The organism is Paraburkholderia sp. BGA-UO-ETr-F21, from assembly GCF_059567925.1.
On sequence record NZ_JCAQOY010000040.1, the window covers coordinates 1,307,043 to 1,330,309 of the forward strand.

Genomic DNA, 23,267 nt, shown 5'->3' on the forward strand with positions numbered 1-23,267 from the left:
AACCGTTGGGTCAATGCGAGCCATTTATGCGTCCGTTCTGGATTGAACAAGCACTCTTTGCCGACGGTTCGTTGGCGCCCGCCTTGCAAGGCGCGACGACTGCGGATGTCTGCATCGTCGGCGGTGGCTTCACCGGTTTGTGGACGGCCATTCAGGCCAAACAGAAAAAGCCCGACCTCGACATTGTGATCATCGAGAGCGATCTGTGCGGCGCGGGTGCGAGTGGCCGCAACGGTGGCTGTCTGCTGACGTGGTCGACCAAGTTCTTCACGTTGCGGCGACTGTTTGGCGAGGCGGAGGCGATCCGGCTCGTGAAAGCGTCCGAAGCGGCCGTCGGGCGGATTCGCGACTTCTGCGCCGACAACGCTATCGACGCCGAACTGCGGCTCGACGGCACGCTCTACACGGCGACTTCACGCGCGCAAATCGGCCTGCTCGACCCGGTCATTGCCGCGCTGAGCGAACACGGCATCAATTCGTATCAGCATCTTTCGCCACAAGAAGTGGCGAGCCGATCCGGCTCCGCGCGCAATCTCGGCGGCGTGTATTCGCCGGTCGCCGCAACGGTCCATCCGGGCAAGCTCGTGCGCGGGCTGCGGCGCGTCGCGATGGCGATGGGTATTCGTCTTTACGAGCGCACGCCGATGCTCGACTTCGCTGCCGGCGAACGCGTGACGGTGCGCACACCCGCCGGCAGCGTCACTGCGTCAAAACTGGTGCTCGCGATCAATGCGTGGATGGCGAGCCGCTTCCGGCAGTTCGAGCGGACGCTGGCGGTCGTTTCAAGCGACATGATCGTCACCGAGCGATGCCCGGAGTTGCTGCAGCAAATCGGTTTGAAAGACGGTGTGTCGGTGCTCGACTCGCGGATTTTCGTCTACTACTACCGCAGCACGCCGGACGGGCGCTTGATGCTGGGCAAGGGCGGCAACACGTTTGCGTGGCGAGGCCGGATCGCCCCGGTGTTCGATCAGCGCTCGCCTTATGAAGCCGATTTGACGCGCGGTCTGCACGAGTTCTTTCCGGCGCTGCGCGACGTGCCGGTCACTGCGAGCTGGAACGGCCCATCGGATCGGTCTGTCACCGGCTTTCCTTTTTTCGGCCGGCTCGACGGCGCGCCAAACGTGCTCTATGGCTTTGGCTATTCCGGCAATGGCGTTGGACCGACGTATATGGGCGGACAGATCCTGTCCTCGCTGCTGCTCGAACTCGACAACGAGTGGACGCGTAGTCCTTTGACGAATGGCCCGTTAGGGTATTTTCCGCCCGAACCGATCCGCTTCGTGGGCTCGATAACGGTGCGTGATGCAATCCGGCGCAAGGAACGTGCGGAAGACGAGGACCGCCAGCCGTGGCTCGTCGATCGCCTTCTCAGCAAACTGGCTAGCGCCGCCGGCAAGTCGGATAAAGGGTAGCGGCGCCGCTCAGCCGGTCTGGTTCGCGGTGGGCAGCGGCGCTGAAGCAACCCAGCGCTCGTGGGCGCGCCGCATTCTGGCGAGGCCGTGCGCCACGTGTTCCCGCACGAGCGCGACGGCGCGCTCGGCGTCGCCTTTCGCGAGTGCGTTGACGATTTTTTCGTGCTCCGTGACCGACGTTGTCAGCGCGCTCTTTTCCGTTTCGATGGCCGCTTGACGCAGTAACCCTAGCTGACGCACGAGATGGCGATACGTTTCGAGCAAATGCTGGTTGCCCACGCCCGAGACCATGGCGTCGTGCAACTGGACATTCAGTGTTGTGTACCGGGCGAGGTCGTGGTCTTTCTTCGCCGATTTCATCGCGGCGATGATGCCCTTGAGGGTGGCCAGCGTTTCAGGCGTCATTCGCTCGGCTAGTGCGCGGGCCACGGATTCGTCCAGCATTGCCCGCACTTCGTAGATCTCTTCCGCTTCGCGCAGCGACAACGCGCGCACCGTGACGCCACGGTTCTTTTCGGTTTTCAGCAAACCCGCCTGTTCCAGCGCTCGAAACGCTTCGCGCAAGGGTCCGCGCGACACGTTCAGCCGCGCGGAAACTTCGACTTCGTTCAACTTTTCGCCGGGGGCGAATTCGCCCGAGGCGATACCGCGTTCAAGCGTTTCCTGGACTAACGTGGCAAGCGAGTGCCGCTGCAGCAATTCAATCGCGCTGGATGGGGTTGGCGTGGTCATTGATGAGCGGTTGGAAGTGAGGGTTGGGAGTGCGTAGGGTTGGCTTTCCGAACATAGCGTGACGCCTTGTTTATTGTCAACAACGATCCGCACGGCGGTGCGGGCCGCGCAGGTTTCGATCAGGAGCTCGTGACCGTTGAACGCTCCGCGATGTCCGCCCAACTCCCGCTACTTCGCTGCTCCCGCTACTTCTGTGCGGCCAATACGGCCTGCGTGCCCGTCTCGAAGTCGGAGGCGTCGTGGCGCTCGTGTAATTGATCCGACAACTCGCCAAAGACACGGTTGACCATCCGTCCGCGACGCACGGCCGGGCGTTCGCCGATCGCATTGGCCCAGCGCTGAACGTGCCGATAGTCCTGCACCGACAGGAATTCGGCCGCATCGTAGAGCCACCCTTTGACGAGCCCGCCGTACCAAGGCCAGATCGCCATGTCGGCGATCGTGTACTCACCGCCCGCCACGTATTCGTTATTCGCGAGCCGCTGGTCGAGCACGTCGAGCTGACGTTTGACTTCCATGGCGAAGCGGTCGATCGCATATTCGATTTTTGTCGGCGCGTATGCGTAGAAGTGGCCGAGGCCGCCGCCCAGATACGGCGCGCTTCCCATCTGCCAGAACAACCACGACAGGCATTCGGCGCGAGCGCCGGGCTCGGTCGGCAAAAACGCGCCGAACTTTTCGGCGAGATAGAGCAGAATCGAGCCGGACTCGAAAACGCGGATCGGCTTGGGGCCGCTGCGATCCATCAGCGCGGGGATCTTGGAGTTCGGATTCACCTCCGCGAAGCCGCTGCCGAACTGATCGCCGTCGCCGATCCTGATCAGCCACGCGTCATACTCCGCGCCGCTATGACCGCTCGCCAGCAGTTCCTCGAGCAGTATCGTGACCTTCACGCCGTTGGGCGTTGCCAGCGAGTACAGCTGAAGAGGATGGCGGCCAACCGGCAGTTCCTTCTCGTGCGTGGCGCCCGCGATAGGGCGGTTGATGTTCGCGAAGCGGCCACCGTTCTCCTTGTTCCAGGTCCAGACTTTCGGCGGCACGTAATCGGCGCGGTCACTCATGCTCAAGCTCCTTGTGTCACGGGGACAGGTGTTTTCGCAGTGAGATTAACAAATCGGCGCGAAATGCGCTGGCGGCCGCGCGCCGCCAGGACATGGACCGGGCGCGGCCCGCAGCCTGTCGATCGTGCTTGCGATACGCGTTGGTGCCGCGCGATCCGCATGGACAGGAACGGGGAATGCTGAGGCAGGGAAATGCGCGTCTGCGCGATTCCCAAGCATCCGGCCACTCAGTCGTAGTGAAAAGATGCTTTGTGGGCTTACCATTTAACACATTGAAACCGCTTCGCATCCAATGCCTGACAAAGGAGCTCATGATGGACGATCCGTACGATCTTCAGCGCTTTGTCGATGCGCAGAACCCGGTCTATGCCGACGTTCGCGAAGAACTCGGCGCAGGGCGGAAGCGCAGCCACTGGATGTGGTTCGTATTTCCACAAATCAGCGGCCTCGGCTCGAGCGCGATGGCGCGCCGTTTTGCGATTTCGTCGTTGCCGGAGGCCGAGGCCTATATGCGGCATCCGGTGCTCGGCCAGCGTCTTCGGGAAACGGCGCGGCTCGTCAATCTGGTGCCGGACCGCTCGATCGAGGACATTTTCGGCTATCCGGATTATCTGAAGTTCCGCTCGTCGATGACGCTGTTCGCGCGCGCAACGAGCGACAACGAAGTGTTCGTCGAGGCGCTGCGCAAATATTTCGATGGCGAGGCCGATCCCGACACGCTGCGTTTGCTATAGATGCGGCGCAATCGGCCGTACATCGCGCGGTTGTGATTCGCGGCGTCACTTCGGGGAGCAAGAACGCATGCCAAAAGCTTCTGCATCGACTCCGTTTCGTGTTTTCGAGCGTGTGGTCATCAGCCTCTATGACGGTGGCGTCCTGTCGCCAGCGGTACTTGAACGTGTCATTGGGGCATTTGCGCAAGCGGGTACCGACTGGCGCAGCGCCTTGGGTGCGAGGTCCGTAGATAGCCGCTCGCTGCATGAAATCGTCGTGCTGACAATGCTACCGGGCGATGCCTTGAAATCGGCTTCAGCTTCGTTCATGACCGTGGTCGAACACATTGCCGGAGAGACGCTGCCGACTCGCACCACAAGCCAAACTGCAAGTGCAAGCGCCGACGAAGCTCGGCCTGCCCACGCAAAAAACAGAAAACAGGCCGATACGGACGACGACAACGCCACGGAAGAATTACTCGTGCAATTGTCCGGCAGCGCGCAACCGGACAAACGCCGGCGCACAAAAAAAGCGAGCCCGCCGGCCCGCTCGAATAGCTTCAATCCCTTCCTGAATGCGGCGTTGCCGCGTACAAAGAAGTCATGACGAACCACGGCTCGCCGCTGCTTTGTCGATTTCTTGCCGCCGCACGCCTGCGATTGATGTTCGTCAAACCCAATCAGCCCGCTGGACCGATGATGTCTTCACTACTCCGCCTGGACTCCATGGAGCACATCATGATCCGCTCAGAAAGCAGAATCATTTTTGCGGCAATCGCCGTATTCGTTGCACTGGCAGGTATTGGGGCGTCCATCCGCGGTTTGCTCTTCGACCAGCCGCCGGTGTTTCGCTACGGCGTCGCGGCCCTGATCGTCGGCGTCGCGTGCTTTGTCATGTTGCTCAATTCGACGGCCGACAGCGATCGGCAGAGGTAAGTGCAGGGTATTGCGCGGCAGTGCTTATGCAGGATCCTCGCGGTGCTCGCACTTCGCAGCTTCCGGCGTCTCGGCCGGATCCGCGGGCGACAGCCGCAGCGCGCCCCAACCGAGCGGCGCAAACACGCGGCCGCCAGCCAGTTCCACGAGTTCGACGAACCTTTCGAGCGACACCCCCGCGACGATCTGAACCGGCGCATTGTTGACGAAATCCTGAGTACGCAGCCATGGTGCGTCGCCGCTGTTGATTTCGTTGACGCTGCGCGCGCGACCGTCGTATCCGGCGTCGGGCGGCAACAGCGGCCCGTCGAACGCAACGGTCAGGATCTGCTGCGCCGCGTCCTCGTAAGGCAGGCCGGCGTGCCGCTCGTAGGGCGCGCGTTCCCAGCCGTCGCCCCATTGCTCGTTGAGCGGCAAGCGCGTGAAATAAGCCCACGGTACGCGCACGAAGCAAAGCCCATACGCGTGACGCACGCCGTCCAGATCGGTGCTCAGTCCCATGGCGATGGCCTCGGCAATGTGGATGAAATCAGCGCTTTACACGTCGCTGTCGGAAGCGAACAGGCCGTGTTCGGGCTGCACCCGTTCGTTGTCGATACATTGCACATGCCAATGGCCGGTCATCAGGGTGCGGCCGCGTTCCGCGCACCACTGGGCGCGTCCGGTCTCGCCTTCGAAGGGTCCGTCGAGTTCGTTCAGATCGAGCCCTTCGAGCACACAGACGGGCGTCGTGTCGTGCGGGCCGCACACGAGCGTGTTGCCGCAATCCATATGCAGCGTGCCCCAATCGGGCAGTTCGAGACCGAGGTGGCCTTCACGCGACCACTGCCGCGCATCCTTGTCGAGCCACAGGATTGCAAAAGCCATCGGATGGACACGATCGAACGTGTCGAGGTGGACAGTGAGACGCATGAAATTTCTCCGAAACGTACGGTCGTCGTTCAATCCAGGCGGGCCGCGGATAACGCGGCCTCGATGGGCGGGCTTATCGACTACGCATCGACTCCTTATTGACTCAATACCCATTGCACCAGCGTATGCGCGTCTTCAGCCGACAGCGGGCCGCCGCGTTCGCTCGGCGGCGGCATCGGCATATCGCCCCAATGCGCTTTGCCGCCAAGGCGCAACTTGTGCTCGAGCATGAACTGCGCGTTTGGCACGTTGCGATAACGCTCGGCGATCTGCTGGAACGACGGGGCGAGGAATGGCGCATCGTGTGTGTGGCAAAACATGCAGTGCTGCTGGTCGACCAGGGCGGTCGGTTCCGGTTCGGCATGAGCGGAGCCGACGGCCAGCACTAACACGGCACATGCGGACAGACAGTTTCGGACTAGGGCGATCACGGCACGCGCTCCTGTGCAAAGGATGAGTCCAGTGTACGGAGGCCAGATTGGGTGCCGTTGACTTTCGTCAATCAGGACGCAATGCCTGAATTTGACGTACTGTGTAGAGGTCCTATGCTGCTGACAGGCGGGCGACGCATAGGTCGCATTCGCCCCGGTGCGTGGCGCGCGACGCGTAGGTGCGCGAATACGACCGTTCCAGTCTTGCGACCTGCGCAGTGAACCAGGTGACGGTCATGAAGATTCATTTTCCTGAAGAGCTTCCGGAGTATTGTGCGCGCGATCTCGTCATCGCGTTTCCGGCCGAAGTGGACGGCGAGCGCGTGCAGTGCGCGATCACCGCTGAGGCGCTCGAAGATCATTTCGGTGCTGCGTCGCTGCGCGAAGACGATCTGATTGCCGCGTTCAACTCGAACCGGCATCCCATCGAACACGCTGCACGACAATTGCTCCACGAGATCGGCGGCAAACCGGTGCTGATGCATAGCGGTTACTTCCGCTTTTGCGAGTGAGCCCGTGCGAGGCAGCCGTCGGTCACTGCAGTGTCCTTATTGCCATGCCGCCGCGGCAGCACTCGATGTGTACGCCGGCTTACCCGGTTTGAGGAGAACCCTATGCGTGCGATGGTGTTCGACGGTAGCGCAGCGCTGCTGCGTGAGCAGGAGGTGCCGGATCCGACGCCCGGTCCCGGGCAGATTCTCATTCAGATTCACGCATGCGGCGTGTGCCGCACCGATCTCCATCTGGTCGATCATGAACTCGAGCATCCCAAGCAGCCTGTGATCCCAGGCCACGAGATCGTCGGCACCGTGGCGGGGCTCGGTGCAGGTGTGACGGGCTTCGCGCTCGGCGACCGGGTGGGCGTGCCATGGGTCGGCCATACCTGCGGGCATTGCCGCTACTGCCTGTCGGCGCGGGAAAATCTCTGCGACGCACCGGGCTTCACGGGCTACACGATCGACGGTGGTTACGCCGAACGCACCGTCGCCGACAGTCGCTACTGCTTCCATCTGCCCGCGCAGTACTCGGATATCGAAGCGGCGCCGTTACTGTGCGCGGGACTCATCGGATATCGCACGCTGAGCATGGCGGGCGACGCCCAACGGATCGGTATTTACGGTTTCGGCGCAGCGGCGCATATCGTCGCGCAGGTCGCGCGTCATCAAGGGCGCACGGTGTATGCGTTCACGCGCCCCGGCGATCACGCGGCCCAGCAACTCGCGCTGCGTCTCGGGGCAGCGTGGGCGGGCGGCAGCGACGAAACGCCTCCGGCCGAGTTGGATGCAGCCCTGATTTTTGCGCCGGTCGGCGCGCTCGTTCCGCAAGCATTGCGCGCTGTCGCGAAAGGGGGGACGGTTGTCTGCGGCGGGATCCACATGAGCGACATTCCGTCGTTCCCGTACGCATTTCTATGGGGCGAGCGGCACGTGGTATCCGTCGCCAATCTGACGCGCGAGGACGGACTCGCTTTCATGCGAATTGCTACCGAGCATCGTCTCGAGATCGACACGACAACTTATGCGCTGACGGAGGCGAACCGGGCGCTCAGCGATCTGCGGGAGGGCAAGTTGACAGGTGCCGCAGTGCTCGCCGTCGGGTAGCGTGCGCGGATACTCGCTCATTGGCGTGCTTTGACGCCTGTTTCGCGCTGGCGGCAGATCCTGATTTCCGAGCGAACTCCGAGCGCGAATCAAACCCGCACGAGACCCTCATGGTCGAGAATCCGGATATTCTTGCCGTGTGCGTCGAGCAATCCATCACGCTGGAATTTGGAGAGCATCCGGCTCACCGTTTCGAGCTTGATGCCGAGATAGCTGCCGATTTCCTCACGGGTCATGCGCAGGTAAAACTCGGCCGGCGAATAGCCGCGCATTCTCAAGCGGTCCGACAGATTCAGAAGGAACGTCGCGACGCGCTGTTCGGCGGACATCGTGCCGAGCAGCATCATCTGCGAGGATTCGCGCACGATCTCGCTGCCCATCATGCGGTGCACGTGTTGCTGGACCGCCTTGACCTCGCGACACATCGCTTCGAGTAGATGGAACGGGATAATGCACATCTTGCTGTCCTCGAGCGCGATGGCGTCGCAGTTGTGATGACCGGAGCACACGCCGTCCAGCCCAAGCGAATCGCCGGCGAGGTGAAAGCCTGTCACCTGTTCGCGGCCGTCGCGATGCATGACGACGGTCTTGAACGAGCCGACGCGCACCACGTAGATACTCTGGAACGAATCGTTCGCGCGATAAATGGTCTCGCCTTGCTTGATCGTGCGCGACGGGCAGATCAATGATTCGACCTGCTTGATCTCTGCCGCCGTCAGACCTTGCGGCATGCAGATCGAGCGCATCGAGCAGGTCGTGCAGCCCAGCGCGTCCTTGCGCGGCACTTGCACGGGCACCGGCACTTCCCGGGCAACGGGCGACATCGGCGGGAAGACGGCAACAGGCGCGGGGACGGAATAGGCGAGGACGTCAGACATGATGTGCTCCGGATTGTAGAAAGGCGCGCGTGCGATGTTCGCTGGCGATCCGCTGGATCGTGCTTCGTGCGAGATCGAATTCGCTGGTCTTGTCGAAAAAGTAGTGGGCACCGCTCATCAGGCATGCGCGCCGAAACCATGCACCCGAGTGGTTCGTCAGCACGATGGCGATTACGTGAGGCATTCTTTTGGCAAGCGATGCGAGCAACTCCATGCCCGTGCCTCCGCTCAGATGCAACTCCGTCACGACCAGATCGGCTGCGCCAGTCTCGACGCCTGCAAGCGCGGCGCCGGATTCCTCGGCTTCACCGACGATTTCCACGCCGTCCAGCGCGCCAAGCAGCGCGGCCATGCGGCGCCGGACCGATACTGCGTCGTCGACCAGAAAGACGCGGAGGGTAAGGTTCTCGGGGCTTGAGTTCATGGCTCGAAGTATCGGCTGCGCTGTCTCAAAATAAAATCGGCGCCGAATGAACTTCGAGTAGGTGAGCGTGAAGCTTTGTAGGGAGTTTCCTACATGGAGGCGGGGCGCACCAGGAGAGTCCCTGGGTGCGAAAGGAGCAGGCTTTGTGGTTCGGGCCGGATAGGGAACATGCGGCGCCGCCCGCGAGCGGAGGCGCCGCGAAGCCGTTTAGATGTCGGCGTCGTCGTCGGCGACCAGTTTGTGGCGCATCGCGTAGCGCACCAGGGCGGCCTCGTGCGGCATCTGCATCTTCTCCAGGATGCGCGTCTTGTACGTGCTGACGGTCTTGCTGCTCACACACAGTTCGACCGCGATTTCCGTGATCGTCTGGCCTGCGGCAATACGTTTCAGGACATCGAATTCCCGATCCGACAGACGCTGATGCGGCAGCAGATCGGCCGGTTCGTTCAGGCTCTGCGCGAACCGCTCGGCCATGGCAAGGCTGACGTAGACGCCGCCGGCAGCGACTTTGGTCACGGCGGCCACCAGTTCGGCGCTCGCGCTTTCTTTGGTCAGATAACCGGACGCGCCGGCCTTGAACGCCCGCACCGCATATTGCTGTTCGGCGTGCATGGTCAGCACGAGGATGCGCAGCGCCGGCTTTTCCTCCTTGATCTGCTTGATCAACTCGACGCCGTTGCGCCCCGGCATGGACAGATCGAGCACGAGGACGTCGGCAGCCCGCTCGCGGATCAGCGCAACGGTGCTGGCGCTGTCGTCTGCTTCGCCGATCACTTCGAAGCCGCTTGCGTTCTTCAGGATGTGGCGCAGACCGTCGCGCACCAGCGCGTGGTCGTCGGCGATCAGAACGCGGGTCATAGTTGCATCTCCTGCATCTGCACGTTTTCAGCCGGAATGGTGACGGTGAGCACAAAGCCCTGGCCGTGGGCGGTTTGAATGTCGACGGCGCCACCGAGCATGTGCGCGCGTTCGCGAACACCGAGCAGGCCGAAGGATTTGGCTGCCGGCTCGGCCGTGCGGTGCGCGCCGTGGCCATTATCGGCGATGCGCAGCACGAAGGTCTGATCGCCCGCCTGCAGGCTTAGCGTGACCAGCGTGGCGTCGGCATGGCGCGCCACGTTCGTCAGCGCTTCCTGCACGATCCGGAACAGCGCGGTGGCGCCTGCCGGGCTGAAACGCGCGTCGCCGGTTTCGATGTCACGCTCCACGTCGATGCCGTAGCGGTTGGTGAAGTCGGTGGCGAGCCACTCGATCGCGGGAATCAATCCGAGGTCGTCGAGCATGACCGGACGCAGATCGGCCGCGATGCGGCGGACCGAGGCCACGGTCACGTCGATCAGTCGGCGCATGCCTTGCAACTGTCCACGCACCGGCTCGCTTGCCGACCCGTCGAGCGCCTGTTCAACCGACGAAATGTCCATTTTCAGCGCGGTGAGTTGCTGGCCAAGGTCGTCGTGCAGTTCGCGCGCAATACGCGTTTTCTCGTCTTCACGGATATTCTGCAAATTGGCCGACAGCTCGCGCAACTCCTCGCGCGCCTGCCGTTGCGCGCGCTCTGCTTTGACGCGTTCCGTGATATCGCGCAGCATCACCGTATAGAGGCGGATGTCGCCATCGCGGATCTGCGAAATGGACGCCTCGAGCGGGAATTCCTCGCCGTTGGCGCGTAGGCCCGCCAGCACGCGTTGTTTGCCCATCTGGCGGTCGGATACGCCCGTCACGCCGAACTGCGCGACGTGCTGCGCGTGCGCCGCCCGAAACCGCTCCGGGATGAAACGGGCAAGCGGCGAACCGATCGCATCCATGGCGGAGCAGCCGAACACCTGTTCCGCCATCGGATTGAAGATGACGACCCGGTGCTGGTCGTCGATGGTGATGATCGCTTCCATCGACGAACGGATGATCGCCATCATGCGGGCTTCATTCACGGCGGACTGATCGTGCCGGGTGCTGGCCTCGCCGCGTGCGGATACGCTTTCGCGCCGCGCGCGCGCGAGCAAAAACGCGCTCGTGGCCAGCAGCAGGGCGGCGGCGACGCAAATCAGCAATGCCGGGTCGAACCAGTGCCGCGCTGTCAGCATGGCGGCCAGCGTGACGACGAACGAGGCAACGGCCGCGAGCGCGGGCCGCGCCGCAAACGAACCCGCAAACGAACCCGCAAACGAACCCAATCGCTCACGCAAATTCGCAGGGCGCGATGTGGGCGTCTTACCGCTGACGGACATGTGCATCTCTTTGGAATGACTGCGGACAAGGATAGCGCGCGCCGCCCGAGGGCGTCTGTACGGCGGCGTGCACGGCAAGCACGTCTATTCCGGGCGATTCCGTGGTTCGGGTGGCCGCAGGCCGGCGAAACACCGCGCGGAGAATTTGTGTTTGCGCTCATTGTCCGTGAAACGCCGGGTTCATGCCAGTCCCGCCGGGTGTCGCAGGCCGTGGGCGTCCGGCTCATTCCATCAAGACGGGCGCTCGCGCGCGCCCTCACTATCGACGCGGTGCTCAATGGGACATCAGCACCGGCACGGTCATGGACTGCAGCATGGTGCGCGTGACGCCGCCGAGCAGCCGCTCCTGCGCCCGCGCGTGGCCGTACGCACCCATGACCAGCAGATCGATGTGACGGTCGGCCAGCGCATTGAGCAGCATCGCGCCGGTGTGGACGCCGGACACTTTCGGCATGGCCGTGAAACCCGCCTCGATGCCGTGCCGCGCGAGCCAGGCCGCCACGTCGATGCCGCTCGGCGCGCCATACTGCGGATGGCGCTCGACCTTCATGATCGTGACGAACCCGGCGCCGCGGATGAGCGGCAGCGCATCGGTCACCGCCCGTGCGCATTCCCGGCCGCCGTCCCACGAGATCATCACATTCTCTATCTGAGGCCGTACCGGTCCCGCATACGGCAGTACGATCGCCGGCCGCCCGGAAGCAATGATCACGTCCTCGACGAAATCGCGCGCGATAAATGCGCTCCTGTCTTCCGGATCGTCCTAGCCGAGGATCAGCAGATCCGCGTGGCGCGCATGCAGGATCGCCGTGCCGGTCGGTGCTCCGCCTGGCGCGCGCCATTCGACGCTGCGCCCGGCGCGCTCCGCCGCGGCAAGGAAAACCGCGTGCGCGCTCTTGAGATTCTTGTCCCGTTGCACCTGACGGCTGGCGGTCCAGATGTCCTCTCCGTGCAGAAAGAGCGGTCCCTCGGGCTCGTCGCAAACCAGGTAGAGGCCGATCAGATGGGCGTCGTGGCGTGCGGCCAGGTCGAGCGCATAGTCGAGCCGGGCGGCGCTGTGAGCGCTGTCGTCGAGATGCACCAGCAGGGTTTTGCAGTTCATGACGGATCCTTGACAGGCTCGCTCTCGGCCTGTGCGGGGCTTGCGGCCGGCGCCGGGCAATGCGCGGAGATCAGCAATACCGGACAGGTGGCGATGCGCAGAAAATGTTCAGCCACGCTGCCAAGCACCAGCCGTTGCACACCGCGGCGGCCGTGCGTGCCCATCACGACGACGTCGGCGTTGAATTCCTGCGCGGCGAGCAGGATGCGGTGCGCGGTGTCGTCGCCCGTCAGGTCGGTTTCGACCATGCGCGAGGGTCCGTTCACGCCTGCCGCGGACATCAGCGCGGTGGCGTCGGCGAGCACGTGCTTGCCTTCCTCGACAAGGGCATCGCGCACATAGGACGGGTCGTAGCCGGGCACGTCGTAGGACATCAACGGCACGTCCACCACGTAAAGCGGCTGAAGCCGCGCGCCCGAGTCGCGCGCCAGTTCGATCGCGGCGGCCAGCGCGCGCGACGAGGTTTCGCTGCCGTCGACGGCAACCAGAATCTGTTTATACATGGCGAACTCTCCAGAATCAGAAGGACGGGTGCCGCGATCAGTGCGACATCAGTACCGGCACGGTCATCGAGCGCAGAATCGTGCGCGTAGCGCCGCCCATTACAAGTTCGCGCCAGCGGGCATGGCCATAAGCGCCCATCACCAGCAGATCGGCGCCGCTGTCGGCGACCTGCGAGAGCAGTACCTCGCCGACCAGTCCGCCGGGTCCCGTTTCGATGTCGGTGACCTCGACCCGCACGCCATGCCGCGCGATCACGGCGGCGATATCCGCGCCGGGAATGCGGACGCCTTCGCCGTTGTGCTCGCCATTGATCGTGAGAATCGTGGTGGCGCTCGCCGACTGCATGAACGGCAGTGCGTCGTGCACGGCGCGCGTGGCTTCGCGGCTGCCGTCCCACGCGACTAATACGCGGCCGCCCGTCGATCTTTCATTGCTGGCATACGGCACGAGCAATACCGGGCGGCCGCTCGACAGAACGAGGTTCTCCGGGAAGAAGTCGCCGACATACGACTCCGGATCCGCCGGATTGTCCTGACCGGCCACGATGAGGTCGGCGCAGCGACCCACGCGCGGGATGGCGACACTGGCGGGCTCGTCGATGGCGACCCATTCCCCCGAGACGCCGGCGCGCCGGAGTTCGGCGTGGAACAGCCGTTCGAGCGCCGCACTGCGCTCCGCGCGCATTTCCTGATGCGTTCGGTAATACTCCGCGGTTCCGGCCATCACATAGAGCGAACGCGGGTCCGGCGAGAACACGGCGAATGCGCCGGTCAGATGCGCGCCGAACTGATTGGCCAGACGCAGCGCGATCTCGAGCCGCGGATGGGCGTGCTGGCTGGTGTCCAGATGAACAACGATAGTTTTGTAGCTCATGACAGTCGCTCCGCGAGAGGGGTGACGCGCAGGCTTGACGCGCGAATCAGTGAGCTTGAGTCTAAGAACGGCGGCGCCGGTCTCATTGACGCAGATCAATGGTGCTTCCAGCGCGCCGCGTGAAAACGTTTTTTGACTTGCGTCATGAAGCCGCGCCTGCTCCCACCTATGCTCCGGACATGCATGGCGTCATGCGCGCTCGTGCGTTTTCCCCGGAAGGAGCGAGTCATGTCTGAAGCCCGTGTTCTAGTCGTCTTCTTTTCGCGTACCGGCACCACGCGCACGCTCGCGTTTGCGCTGGCAAAGATGCTGTCTGCCGATCTCGAAGAGATCTGCGATTGCACCGATCGGCGCGGTGGCTTGGGCTATATGCGCTGCCTGATCGACTCGTGGCTCAAGCGGCCCGCCGAGATCGTCCCGGCCGGGCGGGACACCGGGCAATACGATCTCGTGGTGGTGGGCACGCCCGTTTGGGGTGGCGCCGTCTCCGCACCGGTTCGCGCCTATCTGCTCGAAAACCGGTGGAAGTTCAGACATGTCGCGTTTTTTTGCAGCCTGGGCGGCCTCGGCAGTCAGGCCGCCTTCGACGAAATGCGCGCGCTGGCCGGCAAGGCGCCCGTCGCGCAATGCAAGGTGCGCGCAGCCGAAGTGCAGCGCGGCGCGGTGGCCGCTTCATTGGTGCTGTTCGTGAGCGTGCTGAAACGCCATCTCGCCAACTATGACGCGCTTGCATGGACTAGCTGAGCGACGCGCCGTTCAGGTCGGCAGCACGATCATCAGCGCTGCCGCGCGCGGCACCTTCGCCGCGACCGGTGTAAGGGCAAGAAGCCGCCGAGTCGCTGACGACTCGCCTACGAGTCGCCGTAAAAGTGAAAGCGCGAAAGCGCCCGTCATCGGACGCTCATCGGTCGCTTCGCAACAGGCTTAACCGGTCAGTGGCTGTGCAATGCGGAAACCGCGCCATACACCACACGCGGATCGTGCTGGCCCTTGTACACTGCCGGCGCGGATCTGTTCAGGCCGAGCAGCGTGTACACAGCCGTTTGCGCGGAACGTACCGAGTATTCGACCGTGAACACGACGTCGTTCGGCAACTCGCAAAACTGTCCGATGAACGCGAGGTTCGCCCAGCCCTCGGGCACCACCTGCGGGCGATCGCCGCGCCTGCGTCGCAGGAACTGGCTGGTAATGAACGGCATCAGACATGGAATGCAGACGGCGTCGTCGAGAATGCGCGGCGCTTCCGCCTGAATGTGCAGATGACCGAGCAGCTCCGTCATGATTTCGCGGCCGGTGCACTCGGCCATCGGCTTGTTGACGAAATTGCCCGGCCGGTCAACGTATAATCCATAACCCCAGAACACCTCGACGCCCTTCGGCTGACCCATGAAATGCGGCTGATGAGGCAGCACGATCGAGGCGAGCCAGTTCGAGTGCGGGAAGGTAATCAGGCCGCCTTCGCCGGGCACGTTGCCGCTCAGATCGCGGATCAGGCGGAACAGCGTGCGGTCGTGCAGCGTCGCGGTAAAGGAAAGCCAGGTCGATTCGTCGATGTGATCGGCGAAGACCGATGGATGGCCGAATTCGGCACGCCCCGCAGCGATGGTTTTCCACAGCGCCCACGCGCCGCTGCTGTCGTCATGGTCGAGCACGGCGGCGCGGTCCGTTCCGCCGAGGCTCGAACTTGCCGTCATTGAGCCGAGCGTGACGATGACCTTGTCCTGTGCGGCGACGGGGATCTCGATACGCCGGTCATCCTGTTCGCAGACAATGCCTGCCACCCGGTTCAGTTGGCCGCTTTCGTCATAACGCAGATCGACGACCCGCGTGTTGGTTCGAAATCTCACTCCGCGTTCGTCGAGCCATTTGCGCAGCGGCCGCACCATTGAATCGTACTGGTTGTAGACCGTGCGCATGATGCCGTGCAACTGGTTGAAGCCCGACGTCATATGCGCGAAACGCAGCAGGTAGCGCCGGAATTCGGCGGCGCTGTGCCAGGGTTGGAAGGCGAACGTCGTGCACCACATGTACCAGAAGTTGGTTTCGAAAAAGTCCGGCTCGAAGTGATCGGAAATGCGGCTGTCGCCGAGCATGGCTTCCGGTTCGATCGAGAGGCGGCCGAGCGTCAGCAGATGCGTTTCGGCGAGACCGTAAGAGGGCGCGTCCTCGCGCTGCCCGTCGCGCACGAAGCGTGCTTTCGACGACGTGCGGATCGTTTCGTTCCAGTCGAAGATTTCCTTCGTGACGCTACTGTGGCCGTCCAGCGTGGGAATCGAGTCGAACAGATCGTAGGTGCATAGATACTTGCTTTCGAGCATCCTGCCGCCGCGCACGACATAGCCTTCCTGTGGCGAGCCGGCGCCGTCCAGGCTGCCGCCGGGCTTGTCGAGCGCCTCGAGGATCGTGATGCGGGCGCCGGGCATATCGGCGTCGCGAATCAGAAAGGCGGCGGCCGCGAGTGACGCGATGCCGCCGCCGACGAGATAGAAATGGCCCGCTGCGTTCGCTTTGTCGCGGGCCGGATCCGCGGCCGCTTGCGTGGCCAGGTAATCGGAATTTTTCATGTGATGATCCCCCGAGGGATGATGGCCGTGGACGTATTGCTAAACCATACTCGCGCGGCGGGGGAATCTCGTTGAGTTGGATCAACGCGGTGCGACGGGGCCTGACAGGGCGGCGCGAGTGATCCGCGTGCCTGTTCGGCAAGCGAGCGCTAGCGGCCCGCTATCGGCCTCACACGAACCACCACGCGAGCACGACCGTTATCAGCACGACCGCCCACGACGGCACTCGCCACCACCCGAGCAGCACGAGCGCGGCGACGACCAGCGCGAAATCGCGGCCGGTGTGCACGGCGCTGGTCCACACGGGGTCGTACAGCGCGGCAAGCAGGATGCCGACTACGGCGGCGTTGATGCCGGCCATGGCGCGGCGCATCGACGCGAACGCGCGCAGCCTGCCCCAAAGCGGCAAGGCCGCGCCGACCAGCAGGAACGAGGGCAGGAAGATCGCCACCGTAGCGATCAGTGCGCCCGCGAAGCCTGCCGGATGACCGCTGCTGGTGGCGCCGAGAAATGCGGCAAACGAAAAGAGCGGGCCGGGGACCGCCTGCGCCGCGCCGTAGCCTGCCATGAAGGTGTTCGCGGGAACCCAGCCGCGCGGCACGACGACCGCTTCCAGCAGCGGCAACACCACATGGCCGCCGCCGAATACCAGCGAGCCCACCCGGTAGAACGCCGCAAACAGATCGAGCGGATAGCTTTGCAGATAGGCTGCTGCCGCAGGCAGGCCGAACAGTAGCAGTGCGAAGGCCGCGAGGCAGGCGAGCGCACCGGTTCTGGACCCGGGCATGCCGGGTGGCGCGCTCGGCACCTCGGTCGAAGTAGTCAGCAGCGCCGCGCCGGCCACCCCCGCGGTGACGATCGACGCGATCTGCCCGAGGCCCGCGCCGAGCAGGATCACAGTGATTGCGGAAGCCGCCGCGATTGTCGCGCGTAGGCGGTCGGGACAGAGCATGCGTCCCATCGACCAGACCGCCTGGACGACCACCGCGACCGCCGCGATTTTCAGCCCTCGCAGCAGATGAAGCGAGGTCGCATCCGACAGCAGCGTGAAGCCGTATGCGAAGACCACGAGCAGGAGCACCGATGGCAGCGTGAAGCCGAGCCAGGCTGCGAGCGCGCCGGCAATGCCGCCACGCAGACGGCCGATTGCGATGCCGACCTGGCTGCTGCCCGGCCCCGGCAAAAACTGGCACAGCGCGACCACGTCGCTGAACGTGTGTTCATCGAGCCAGCGGCGGCGGCTGACGAATTCATCGCGGAAATAGCCAAGGTGAGCCGCCGGGCCACCGAACGAAGTCAGGCCGAGCCTCAGAAAAATGCAGAACAGCGTCCACGGCGAGCTATGGGACGGCAGGTCGAAGGGCGTCTCTGTATTCGCGTCATGCATGGGAAAGTTCATACACCGGTTGTACCGCGTTGGGCTCCAGAAAATAGCACACGCCGCCCGTCCCCGGGGTGCTGCGTCTCGCCAACGCGGCCGCGTTCGAACACGCGCTCATGCAGGCTGCGCGGCTCTGCCCAGCCATTGATGCAGGTCAATCGCAACGCGCCAATAGTGCCGATGATCTCTTAATCGGCTCGTTGCCTATGTGGCTTCGCTGCAGCAACGGTCGACCGGCGGGACAGCACGCGCGGAGGCAGTATGGGAATTGATATGCAGATCGTCTACTTCGGATTTGCGGGATCCGCGCAAATCGAGTCCGAGGCAGCGGCGCAACTGGTGCGGCTCGAGCGGTTCGGCAGATTCATCTCCGGTTGCCATCTGGCGATCGAGGCCATTCACGAGCGGTCGCTCGACGACATGCCCGGCGCGCGAGGCGCCGCGCCAGGCGCGGCGCCGAACCACACCCTGTTCGACGCACGTCTCGATCTGGTGCTGCGCACGGGTGAACTGGTGCCGCTCGAACATCGCCAGGGTCACGATCCCGATGGCGCGATACGGGAGGCCTTCGATGCGGCCGAACGGCTTCTCGAACAGGGTGCCGCGCGCCACTGATTGGCAACGGATGTTTCAGCGTCTTCTTCAGGAGTGAGTCATGTACACCAACATCGTAGTGGCGCTCGACGGCAGTGAAGCCTCAAAGCGGGCGCTGTCCGAAGCGATCCAGCTCGCCAGGCTCGCGCGCGGCAAATTGACGGCGGTTTTCGTGCTGGATCAGTCGGCGGCCTTTACGTACGCGGGCGCCTGCGATCCGCATCTGCTGACAGACGCGGCGCGGCAGGTGGGGCAAAGCTTCCTGACCAGCGCGCTCGACCAGATGCGCGAACTCGATGTCGCGGGCGATACGGAAATCGTCGAGACGCAAGGCATTGCCGAGGACATTGCCAGCGCGTTGCTGCGCTGTGCGGAACGCCGTGGCGCGGACCTGGTCGTGATGGGCACGCACGGGCGCCGCGGTTTGCGGCGCATGGTGCTCGGGAGCGTGGCCGAGCGGTTCGCGCGCTTTGCGACGTGTCCGGTGCTGCTGGTTCGCGAAGAGGTGGACACGGAGCATGCCACACCGGCGTGATGCTCATCTCGCGGCGGCCCTGACTGATCAACGAGGAAAATCATGAAAGCATTGGTGTATCACGGCCCTGGAAAGAAATCGCTCGACGAGCGACCCATGCCGCAACTCGCCTGCGCCACCGACGCCATCGTCAAGGTGACGCGCACGACGATCTGCGGCACCGATCTTCACATCCTGAAGGGCGACGTTCCGACGTGCCAACCCGGCCGCATTCTCGGTCACGAAGGGGTGGGCATCGTGCAGCAGGTCGGCGCAGCGGTGAGTTCGTTGAAAGAGGGCGATCACGTGCTGATCTCGTGCATCTCCTCGTGCGGCAAGTGCGAGTATTGCCGGCGCGGTATGTATTCGCATTGCACGACCGGGGGCTGGATTCTCGGCAACCGCATCGACGGCACACAAGCAGAGTACGTGCGCATTCCGCATGCGGAGACGAGTCTTTATCCGATTCCCGCCGGTGCCGACGAAGAAGCGCTCGTGATGCTCTCCGACATCCTGCCGACCGGCTTCGAATGCGGCGTCCTCAATGGCAAGGTCCAGCCTGGCAGCACTGTCGCAATTGTCGGCGCGGGCCCGATCGGACTGGCGTCGCTGCTGACCGCGCAGTTCTATTCGCCGGCCCAGATCATCATGATCGATCGCGATGCAAGCCGCCTGGAGGTGGCGAGCCGTTTCGGGGCGACAGCGTGCATCGACAGCAGAGTGGCCGAACCCATAGCCGAGGTGATGAAACTGACCGGCCATGTCGGCGTGGATTGCGCGATCGAGGCGGTGGGCGTGCCTGAAACTTTCGAGTTGTGCGAGGCGCTGGTCGCCCCTGGCGGCGTGATCGCCAATATCGGCGTGCATGGGGTCAAGGCGGATCTGCATCTGGAAACGCTCTGGGACCGCAACATCTCCATCACCACACGCCTTGTCGATACCGTCAGTACGCCGATGTTGCTGAAGACGGTAGGTTCCGGCAAGCTCGATCCTGCCAGGCTGATCACCCACCGCTTCCATCTCGAAGACGTGTTGAACGCCTACGAGACTTTCGGCTCCGCGGCGGATTCCCATGCGTTGAAGGTCATCATCGAAATGTCGTAGCGGCGGTGTCGGGTCGGCACAGCCGGGAGCCAGGATGCTGGCGAGGAAGTCGATTCGATCCGCCGCAGCGCCGCTCAGTTCAGGGTGGCGCAACCGCGACGCTGTGGCAGCAGGCACCGTGAGCAGAAGGCCCAGGTTGCGCGTTGCGCAGCTTTTCCTGAACCACGGGTCCCTTACAGGAACGCTGAAAATGAGGGTTGCGCGCGTGCACTCACCGTGCACGCGCGGCATGGGATTGCTGCGGGGATTGGGATTGCTTCGGAAGAGATGAGCGAGGGCTAGTCGCTCATCGGTCAGGCGGCAGGTCCCGGCAAGGTCAGGCGGCGTCGGCGAACTGCGAAATCACCGCGGGGTTTTCCACCGTCGACGTGTCCTGCACGATGACCTCTCCTTTGGCCACCGAACGCAACAGCCTGCGTACCACCTTGCCGGAGCGCGTTTTCGGCATCGCGTCGCCGAAGCGGATGTCTTTGGGCTTGGCGATCGGGCCGATCTCCTTGCCGATCCACGCCCGCAATTCGTCGGCCACGCGCTTCGCGTCGGCTCCGGACGGGCGCTCGGCCTTCAGCACCACGAACGCGACGATCGCCTCGCCGGCTGTTTCATCGGGACGCCCGACCACCGCGGCTTCAGCCACCAACGGATGCGCGGCCAGCGCCGACTCGATTTCCATCGTCCCGAGCCGGTGCCCTGACACGTTCAGCACGTCGTCGATACGGCCAGTGATGGTGAAGTAGCCGGTGTCGCGGTCGCGGATCGCGCCATCGCCCGCGAGATAGAGCTTGCCGCCGAGTTCGTCGGGAAAATAGCCGTTGCGAAAGCGCTCCGGATTGCCCCAGATAGTCCGGATCATGGAAGGCCACGGTTTGCGGATGACGAGCACGCCGCCGTTTCCATTTGGCACTTCCTGCCCGGTGTCATCGACGATTGCCGCGTCGATACCGGGCATCGGCAAGGTGCATGAACCCGGCACGAGCGGCGTCACGCCCGGCAGCGGGGAGATCATGTGTCCGCCCGTTTCCGTCTGCCAGAAAGTGTCGAGCACAGGGCAACGGCCACCGCCCACGTGCCGCGCGTACCACGTCCAGGCGCTCGGGTTGATCGGCTCGCCGACCGTGCCGAGCAGACGCAGACTGCTCAGGTCGAAGCTGTCCGGATGCACCGCATGATTCGCCTCGGCGGATTTGATGAGCGAGCGGATAGCCGTCGGCGCCGTATAGAAGATGCTGACCTTGTGGCGCTGGATCATCTCCCAGAACCGTCCCGCGTTCGGGTAGGTGGGCACGCCTTCGAAAATGACCTGCGTCGCGCCGACCGCGGTCGGGCCATAGCAGATATAGGTGTGACCGGTGATCCAGCCGATGTCAGCCGTACACCAGAACACATCCGCCGGCTTGATGTCGAAGGTCCACTTCATCGTCACGGCAGCCCACAGCAAATAGCCGCCGGTGCTGTGCTGGACGCCTTTGGGCGTGCCCGTTGAACCGGAGGTATAGAGCACGAACAGCGGATGTTCCGCGCCGACCCACTCGGGTTCGCAGGTGTCCGGCTGGGCCGCTTCGAGTTCGTGAAGCCATTTGTCGCGCTCGGCAATCCACGGAATCTGGCCGCCCGTGCGCCGATAGATCGCCACCGTCTTGATGCCGGCGGTGCCGCCCATCGCAAGCGCTTCGTCGACGATCGCTTTGAGGGGCAGCGTCTTGCCGGCGCGAACCTGCTCGTCGGCGGTAATGATGGCGCACGCGCCGATATCGACGATGCGTTCATGCAGCGACTTGGCGGAGAAGCCGCCAAACACCACCGAGTGCGGTGCGCCGATGCGCGCGCACGCGAGCATCGCGACCACGCCTTCCACCGACATCGGCATATAGATCGCCACGCGGTCGCCTTTTTTCACGCCACGCGCTCGCAGCGCATTGGCGAGCCGGCATACGCGGTGATACAGGGCCTGATAGGTGACATGAGTGATCTTGCCGTCGTCCGATTCGAACACGATCGCGGTCTTCTCCGCCAGTCCGTTGATCAGATTGCGATCGAGGCAGTTGTACGACGCGTTCAGTTCGCCGTCTTCAAACCAGCGATAGAACGGCGCGTCCGTATCGTTCAGCACTTTCGTGAATGGGCGGCGCCAGTCCAGGTGTTCCCGGGCAAGACGCGCCCAGAAAGCTTCGTGATCCTGGCTCGCTTCGGCAACGAGGGCGCGATAGGCTTCCATGCCGTCGATGCTGGCATCCCGGGTAAGGGGTATTTGCAATGCGGTGGAGTCGGACGAGGCGGTATCGATGGTAGACATAGTCTCCTCACATGAGTCATGAAGGGATAAAGCATGTTAGTGCTTTACCGATGCGGGATGGCTCTTGTCGGCCATGCGGCGCCGGCATCCGAACTCGCATTGCAGCGTAGACGGGCCGGCGTCAGATCAGCGTGCGTATGGGCTCACTATGAAGGCGCGGCGGCCGGCGCCATTGATACACATCAACTGGAACGCGCCGCGCCGCCAAGGTCGCCGTGGGATTTTCCGCGCGCGACACGAGCCGCGGACGTCAAATGCGCAGACGTGAGGCAGTGGATGCCGCGCACAGGCGCCGCATCTGATCAGGATCGTTCAGGAGGCTGGATCGCCAAGATCGAAGTGGCCGACGGTTTGTGCCAGCACGGGCAAGCTGTCGCGCGAGAGACGCATTTCGGCGCCCAATGCGCTGCGGTTGAGCCAGCTTCGCGCGGCAACCGCGAGCCCCGCGGCGGCGCAAAACAGGTAGACGTTCTGCACGATCGTGCCAGCGCTTGCATACGCGAACGGCTCACGTTGCGACGGGGCGATGTCGTGCATGCGTGCGAGGTCAGCCACGTAGACCAGTTCGAGTGGCGCTTCGCCGACGAAGTCCTGGTAGCCCGTCAGTGCGCGCAAGTCGGCAGCGCTCACCAGTTCGAGGCAGTGTTCCGACGGGTCGTAGCGATACATGCCGCCAGCCAGCGCCGCATAGATGTCGATTTCGTGCAGGGCGAGGACTGATGGCGCCGTGCGTCCACCACTGTCATCGGCCCCGCTGCGGTTGACACCGTTGGCGGCCCAGAGCAACTGGCCAAGCGTTGCTTCGTCGAGTTGGGTCGTCGCGAAGCGGCGCGTGGTGCGCCGCTCCGAGAAGGCGTCCATGATCGGTCGGCCGCCGCTGCGCACAGGCGGTGGCAGCGTGATATGCGAGACCGGCTGGCCAACGACCGGGCGCGCGCGAGCGGGATCGCGCGTGGCGGTGCCGAGTCTGAAGAAGTGTTTCATCGCAGCCTCATCGAAAAGGCGTTGGG

General features: G+C 63.7%; 25 protein-coding genes and 1 pseudogene. 10 read left to right on the forward strand and 16 right to left on the reverse strand.

All coding sequences use genetic code 11. The annotated features are described in order from the left end of the window. Positions 1-26: 26 nt before the first annotated feature. On the forward strand, positions 27-1,415 hold the full coding sequence (locus AC57B1_RS38245) for an FAD-dependent oxidoreductase (RefSeq protein ID WP_496420243.1): 1,389 nt from the start codon (positions 27-29) through the stop codon (positions 1,413-1,415). 9 nt (positions 1,416-1,424) lie between these two features. Here AC57B1_RS38245 and AC57B1_RS38250 read toward each other — a convergent pair whose 3' ends face one another. Both AC57B1_RS38250 and yghU read right to left on the reverse strand, forming a co-directional pair. Then, a complete protein-coding gene (locus AC57B1_RS38250) occupies positions 1,425-2,147 on the reverse strand; it encodes a phosphonate utilization associated transcriptional regulator (RefSeq protein ID WP_496420244.1) in 723 nt (240 codons plus the stop codon). A gap of 185 nt (positions 2,148-2,332) precedes the next feature. After that, a complete protein-coding gene (yghU, locus tag AC57B1_RS38255; RefSeq protein ID WP_496420245.1) occupies positions 2,333-3,208 on the reverse strand; it encodes a glutathione-dependent disulfide-bond oxidoreductase in 876 nt (291 codons plus the stop codon). Positions 3,209-3,522: 314 nt separating this feature from the next. Here yghU and AC57B1_RS38260 point away from each other — a divergent pair, with 314 nt between their 5' ends. From AC57B1_RS38260 to AC57B1_RS38270, 3 genes are all read left to right on the forward strand, one after another. After that, positions 3,523-3,942 (forward strand): DUF1810 domain-containing protein, encoded by a 420-nt coding sequence (locus AC57B1_RS38260; protein WP_496420348.1) that lies wholly within the window; start codon positions 3,523-3,525, stop codon positions 3,940-3,942. Between the two features lie 67 nt (positions 3,943-4,009). Further along, positions 4,010-4,528, forward strand: coding sequence for a hypothetical protein (locus AC57B1_RS38265; RefSeq protein ID WP_496420246.1), 519 nt, complete (start codon positions 4,010-4,012; stop codon positions 4,526-4,528). After that, positions 4,525-4,857 (forward strand): DUF2964 domain-containing protein, encoded by a 333-nt coding sequence (locus AC57B1_RS38270; protein ID WP_408483215.1) that lies wholly within the window; start codon positions 4,525-4,527, stop codon positions 4,855-4,857. The genes AC57B1_RS38265 and AC57B1_RS38270 overlap by 4 nt, the downstream gene beginning before the upstream one ends. Positions 4,858-4,881: 24 nt before the next feature. On the opposite strand, the gene AC57B1_RS38275 is transcribed toward AC57B1_RS38270, so the two are convergent. The 3 genes from AC57B1_RS38275 to AC57B1_RS38285 all read right to left on the reverse strand — a co-directional run bounded on the left by AC57B1_RS38275 (position 4,882) and on the right by AC57B1_RS38285 (position 6,200). Beyond that, positions 4,882-5,358: a hypothetical protein gene (locus AC57B1_RS38275; protein ID WP_496420247.1), complete on the reverse strand. Its 477-nt coding sequence runs from the start codon at positions 5,356-5,358 to the stop codon at positions 4,882-4,884. Positions 5,359-5,394: 36 nt separating this feature from the next. Continuing rightward, positions 5,395-5,769 carry a DUF3564 domain-containing protein gene (locus AC57B1_RS38280; protein ID WP_408354476.1) on the reverse strand — a complete coding sequence of 125 codons (375 nt, stop codon included), beginning with the start codon at positions 5,767-5,769 and terminating at the stop codon, positions 5,395-5,397. Between the two features lie 95 nt (positions 5,770-5,864). Next, positions 5,865-6,200 (reverse strand): c-type cytochrome, encoded by a 336-nt coding sequence (locus tag AC57B1_RS38285; protein ID WP_408354479.1) that lies wholly within the window; start codon positions 6,198-6,200, stop codon positions 5,865-5,867. A 227-nt stretch (positions 6,201-6,427) separates the two neighbouring features. Between AC57B1_RS38285 and AC57B1_RS38290 the strand changes: the two genes are divergently transcribed. After that, positions 6,428-6,712, forward strand: a complete 285-nt coding sequence (locus AC57B1_RS38290) for a DUF1488 family protein (RefSeq protein ID WP_091800397.1) — start codon at positions 6,428-6,430, stop codon at positions 6,710-6,712. A gap of 102 nt (positions 6,713-6,814) precedes the next feature. After that, a complete protein-coding gene (locus tag AC57B1_RS38295; RefSeq protein ID WP_091793434.1) occupies positions 6,815-7,801 on the forward strand; it encodes a zinc-dependent alcohol dehydrogenase family protein in 987 nt (328 codons plus the stop codon). A gap of 89 nt (positions 7,802-7,890) precedes the next feature. On the opposite strand, the gene AC57B1_RS38300 is transcribed toward AC57B1_RS38295, so the two are convergent. The 7 genes and pseudogenes from AC57B1_RS38300 to AC57B1_RS38330 form a co-directional block, all read right to left on the reverse strand. After that, entirely contained in the window at positions 7,891-8,625 is a 735-nt protein-coding gene (locus AC57B1_RS38300) for a helix-turn-helix domain-containing protein (RefSeq protein WP_408303410.1), read from the reverse strand. 46 nt (positions 8,626-8,671) lie between these two features. Next, positions 8,672-9,103, reverse strand: a complete 432-nt coding sequence (locus AC57B1_RS38305; protein ID WP_408354482.1) for a response regulator — start codon at positions 9,101-9,103, stop codon at positions 8,672-8,674. A gap of 207 nt (positions 9,104-9,310) precedes the next feature. Continuing rightward, positions 9,311-9,961, reverse strand: coding sequence for a response regulator (locus AC57B1_RS38310; protein ID WP_091793440.1), 651 nt, complete (start codon positions 9,959-9,961; stop codon positions 9,311-9,313). Continuing rightward, positions 9,958-11,328, reverse strand: coding sequence for a PAS domain-containing sensor histidine kinase (locus tag AC57B1_RS38315; protein WP_496420248.1), 1,371 nt, complete (start codon positions 11,326-11,328; stop codon positions 9,958-9,960). The genes AC57B1_RS38310 and AC57B1_RS38315 overlap by 4 nt, the downstream gene beginning before the upstream one ends. Before the next feature lie 274 nt (positions 11,329-11,602). After that, positions 11,603-12,430: pseudogene (locus tag AC57B1_RS38320) on the reverse strand (universal stress protein). Then, positions 12,427-12,933 carry a universal stress protein gene (locus AC57B1_RS38325; RefSeq protein ID WP_408354491.1) on the reverse strand — a complete coding sequence of 169 codons (507 nt, stop codon included), beginning with the start codon at positions 12,931-12,933 and terminating at the stop codon, positions 12,427-12,429. Before AC57B1_RS38325 ends, AC57B1_RS38320 begins: the two are co-directional and overlap by 4 nt. 37 nt (positions 12,934-12,970) lie before the next feature. Beyond that, a complete protein-coding gene (locus AC57B1_RS38330; RefSeq protein ID WP_496420249.1) occupies positions 12,971-13,807 on the reverse strand; it encodes a universal stress protein in 837 nt (278 codons plus the stop codon). A 228-nt stretch (positions 13,808-14,035) separates the two neighbouring features. On the opposite strand from AC57B1_RS38330, the gene AC57B1_RS38335 reads away from it, so the two are divergent. Further along, positions 14,036-14,551: a flavodoxin family protein gene (locus AC57B1_RS38335; RefSeq protein ID WP_408354497.1), complete on the forward strand. Its 516-nt coding sequence runs from the start codon at positions 14,036-14,038 to the stop codon at positions 14,549-14,551. A 188-nt stretch (positions 14,552-14,739) separates the two neighbouring features. Here AC57B1_RS38335 and AC57B1_RS38340 read toward each other — a convergent pair whose 3' ends face one another. Both AC57B1_RS38340 and chrA read right to left on the reverse strand, forming a co-directional pair. Continuing rightward, on the reverse strand, positions 14,740-16,371 hold the full coding sequence (locus AC57B1_RS38340) for an oleate hydratase (protein WP_496420250.1): 1,632 nt from the start codon (positions 16,369-16,371) through the stop codon (positions 14,740-14,742). Between the two features lie 169 nt (positions 16,372-16,540). Beyond that, a complete protein-coding gene (gene chrA, locus AC57B1_RS38345) occupies positions 16,541-17,758 on the reverse strand; it encodes a chromate efflux transporter (protein WP_496420251.1) in 1,218 nt (405 codons plus the stop codon). 255 nt (positions 17,759-18,013) lie between these two features. Here chrA and AC57B1_RS38350 point away from each other — a divergent pair, with 255 nt between their 5' ends. Genes AC57B1_RS38350 through AC57B1_RS38360 form a run of 3 tightly spaced genes read left to right on the forward strand, consistent with a single transcriptional unit; the run spans position 18,014 to position 19,964 of the window. Next, positions 18,014-18,367: a hypothetical protein gene (locus AC57B1_RS38350; protein WP_496420252.1), complete on the forward strand. Its 354-nt coding sequence runs from the start codon at positions 18,014-18,016 to the stop codon at positions 18,365-18,367. A gap of 40 nt (positions 18,368-18,407) precedes the next feature. Then, complete coding sequence (locus AC57B1_RS38355) at positions 18,408-18,881, forward strand: universal stress protein (protein ID WP_408354509.1); 474 nt, start codon at positions 18,408-18,410, stop codon at positions 18,879-18,881. A 42-nt stretch (positions 18,882-18,923) separates the two neighbouring features. Then, positions 18,924-19,964 carry a zinc-dependent alcohol dehydrogenase family protein gene (locus AC57B1_RS38360; RefSeq protein WP_408354512.1) on the forward strand — a complete coding sequence of 347 codons (1,041 nt, stop codon included), beginning with the start codon at positions 18,924-18,926 and terminating at the stop codon, positions 19,962-19,964. Positions 19,965-20,280: 316 nt separating this feature from the next. Here the strand turns inward: AC57B1_RS38360 and acs are convergent, their stop codons facing one another. Next, a complete protein-coding gene (gene acs / locus AC57B1_RS38365) occupies positions 20,281-22,257 on the reverse strand; it encodes an acetate--CoA ligase (RefSeq protein ID WP_496420253.1) in 1,977 nt (658 codons plus the stop codon). A gap of 312 nt (positions 22,258-22,569) precedes the next feature. Then, the gene (locus AC57B1_RS38370; protein ID WP_496420254.1) at positions 22,570-23,241 is read right to left on the reverse strand and encodes a nitroreductase family protein; all 672 of its coding nucleotides are present in this window, start codon (positions 23,239-23,241) and stop codon (positions 22,570-22,572) included. Positions 23,242-23,267: the final 26 nt, after the last annotated feature.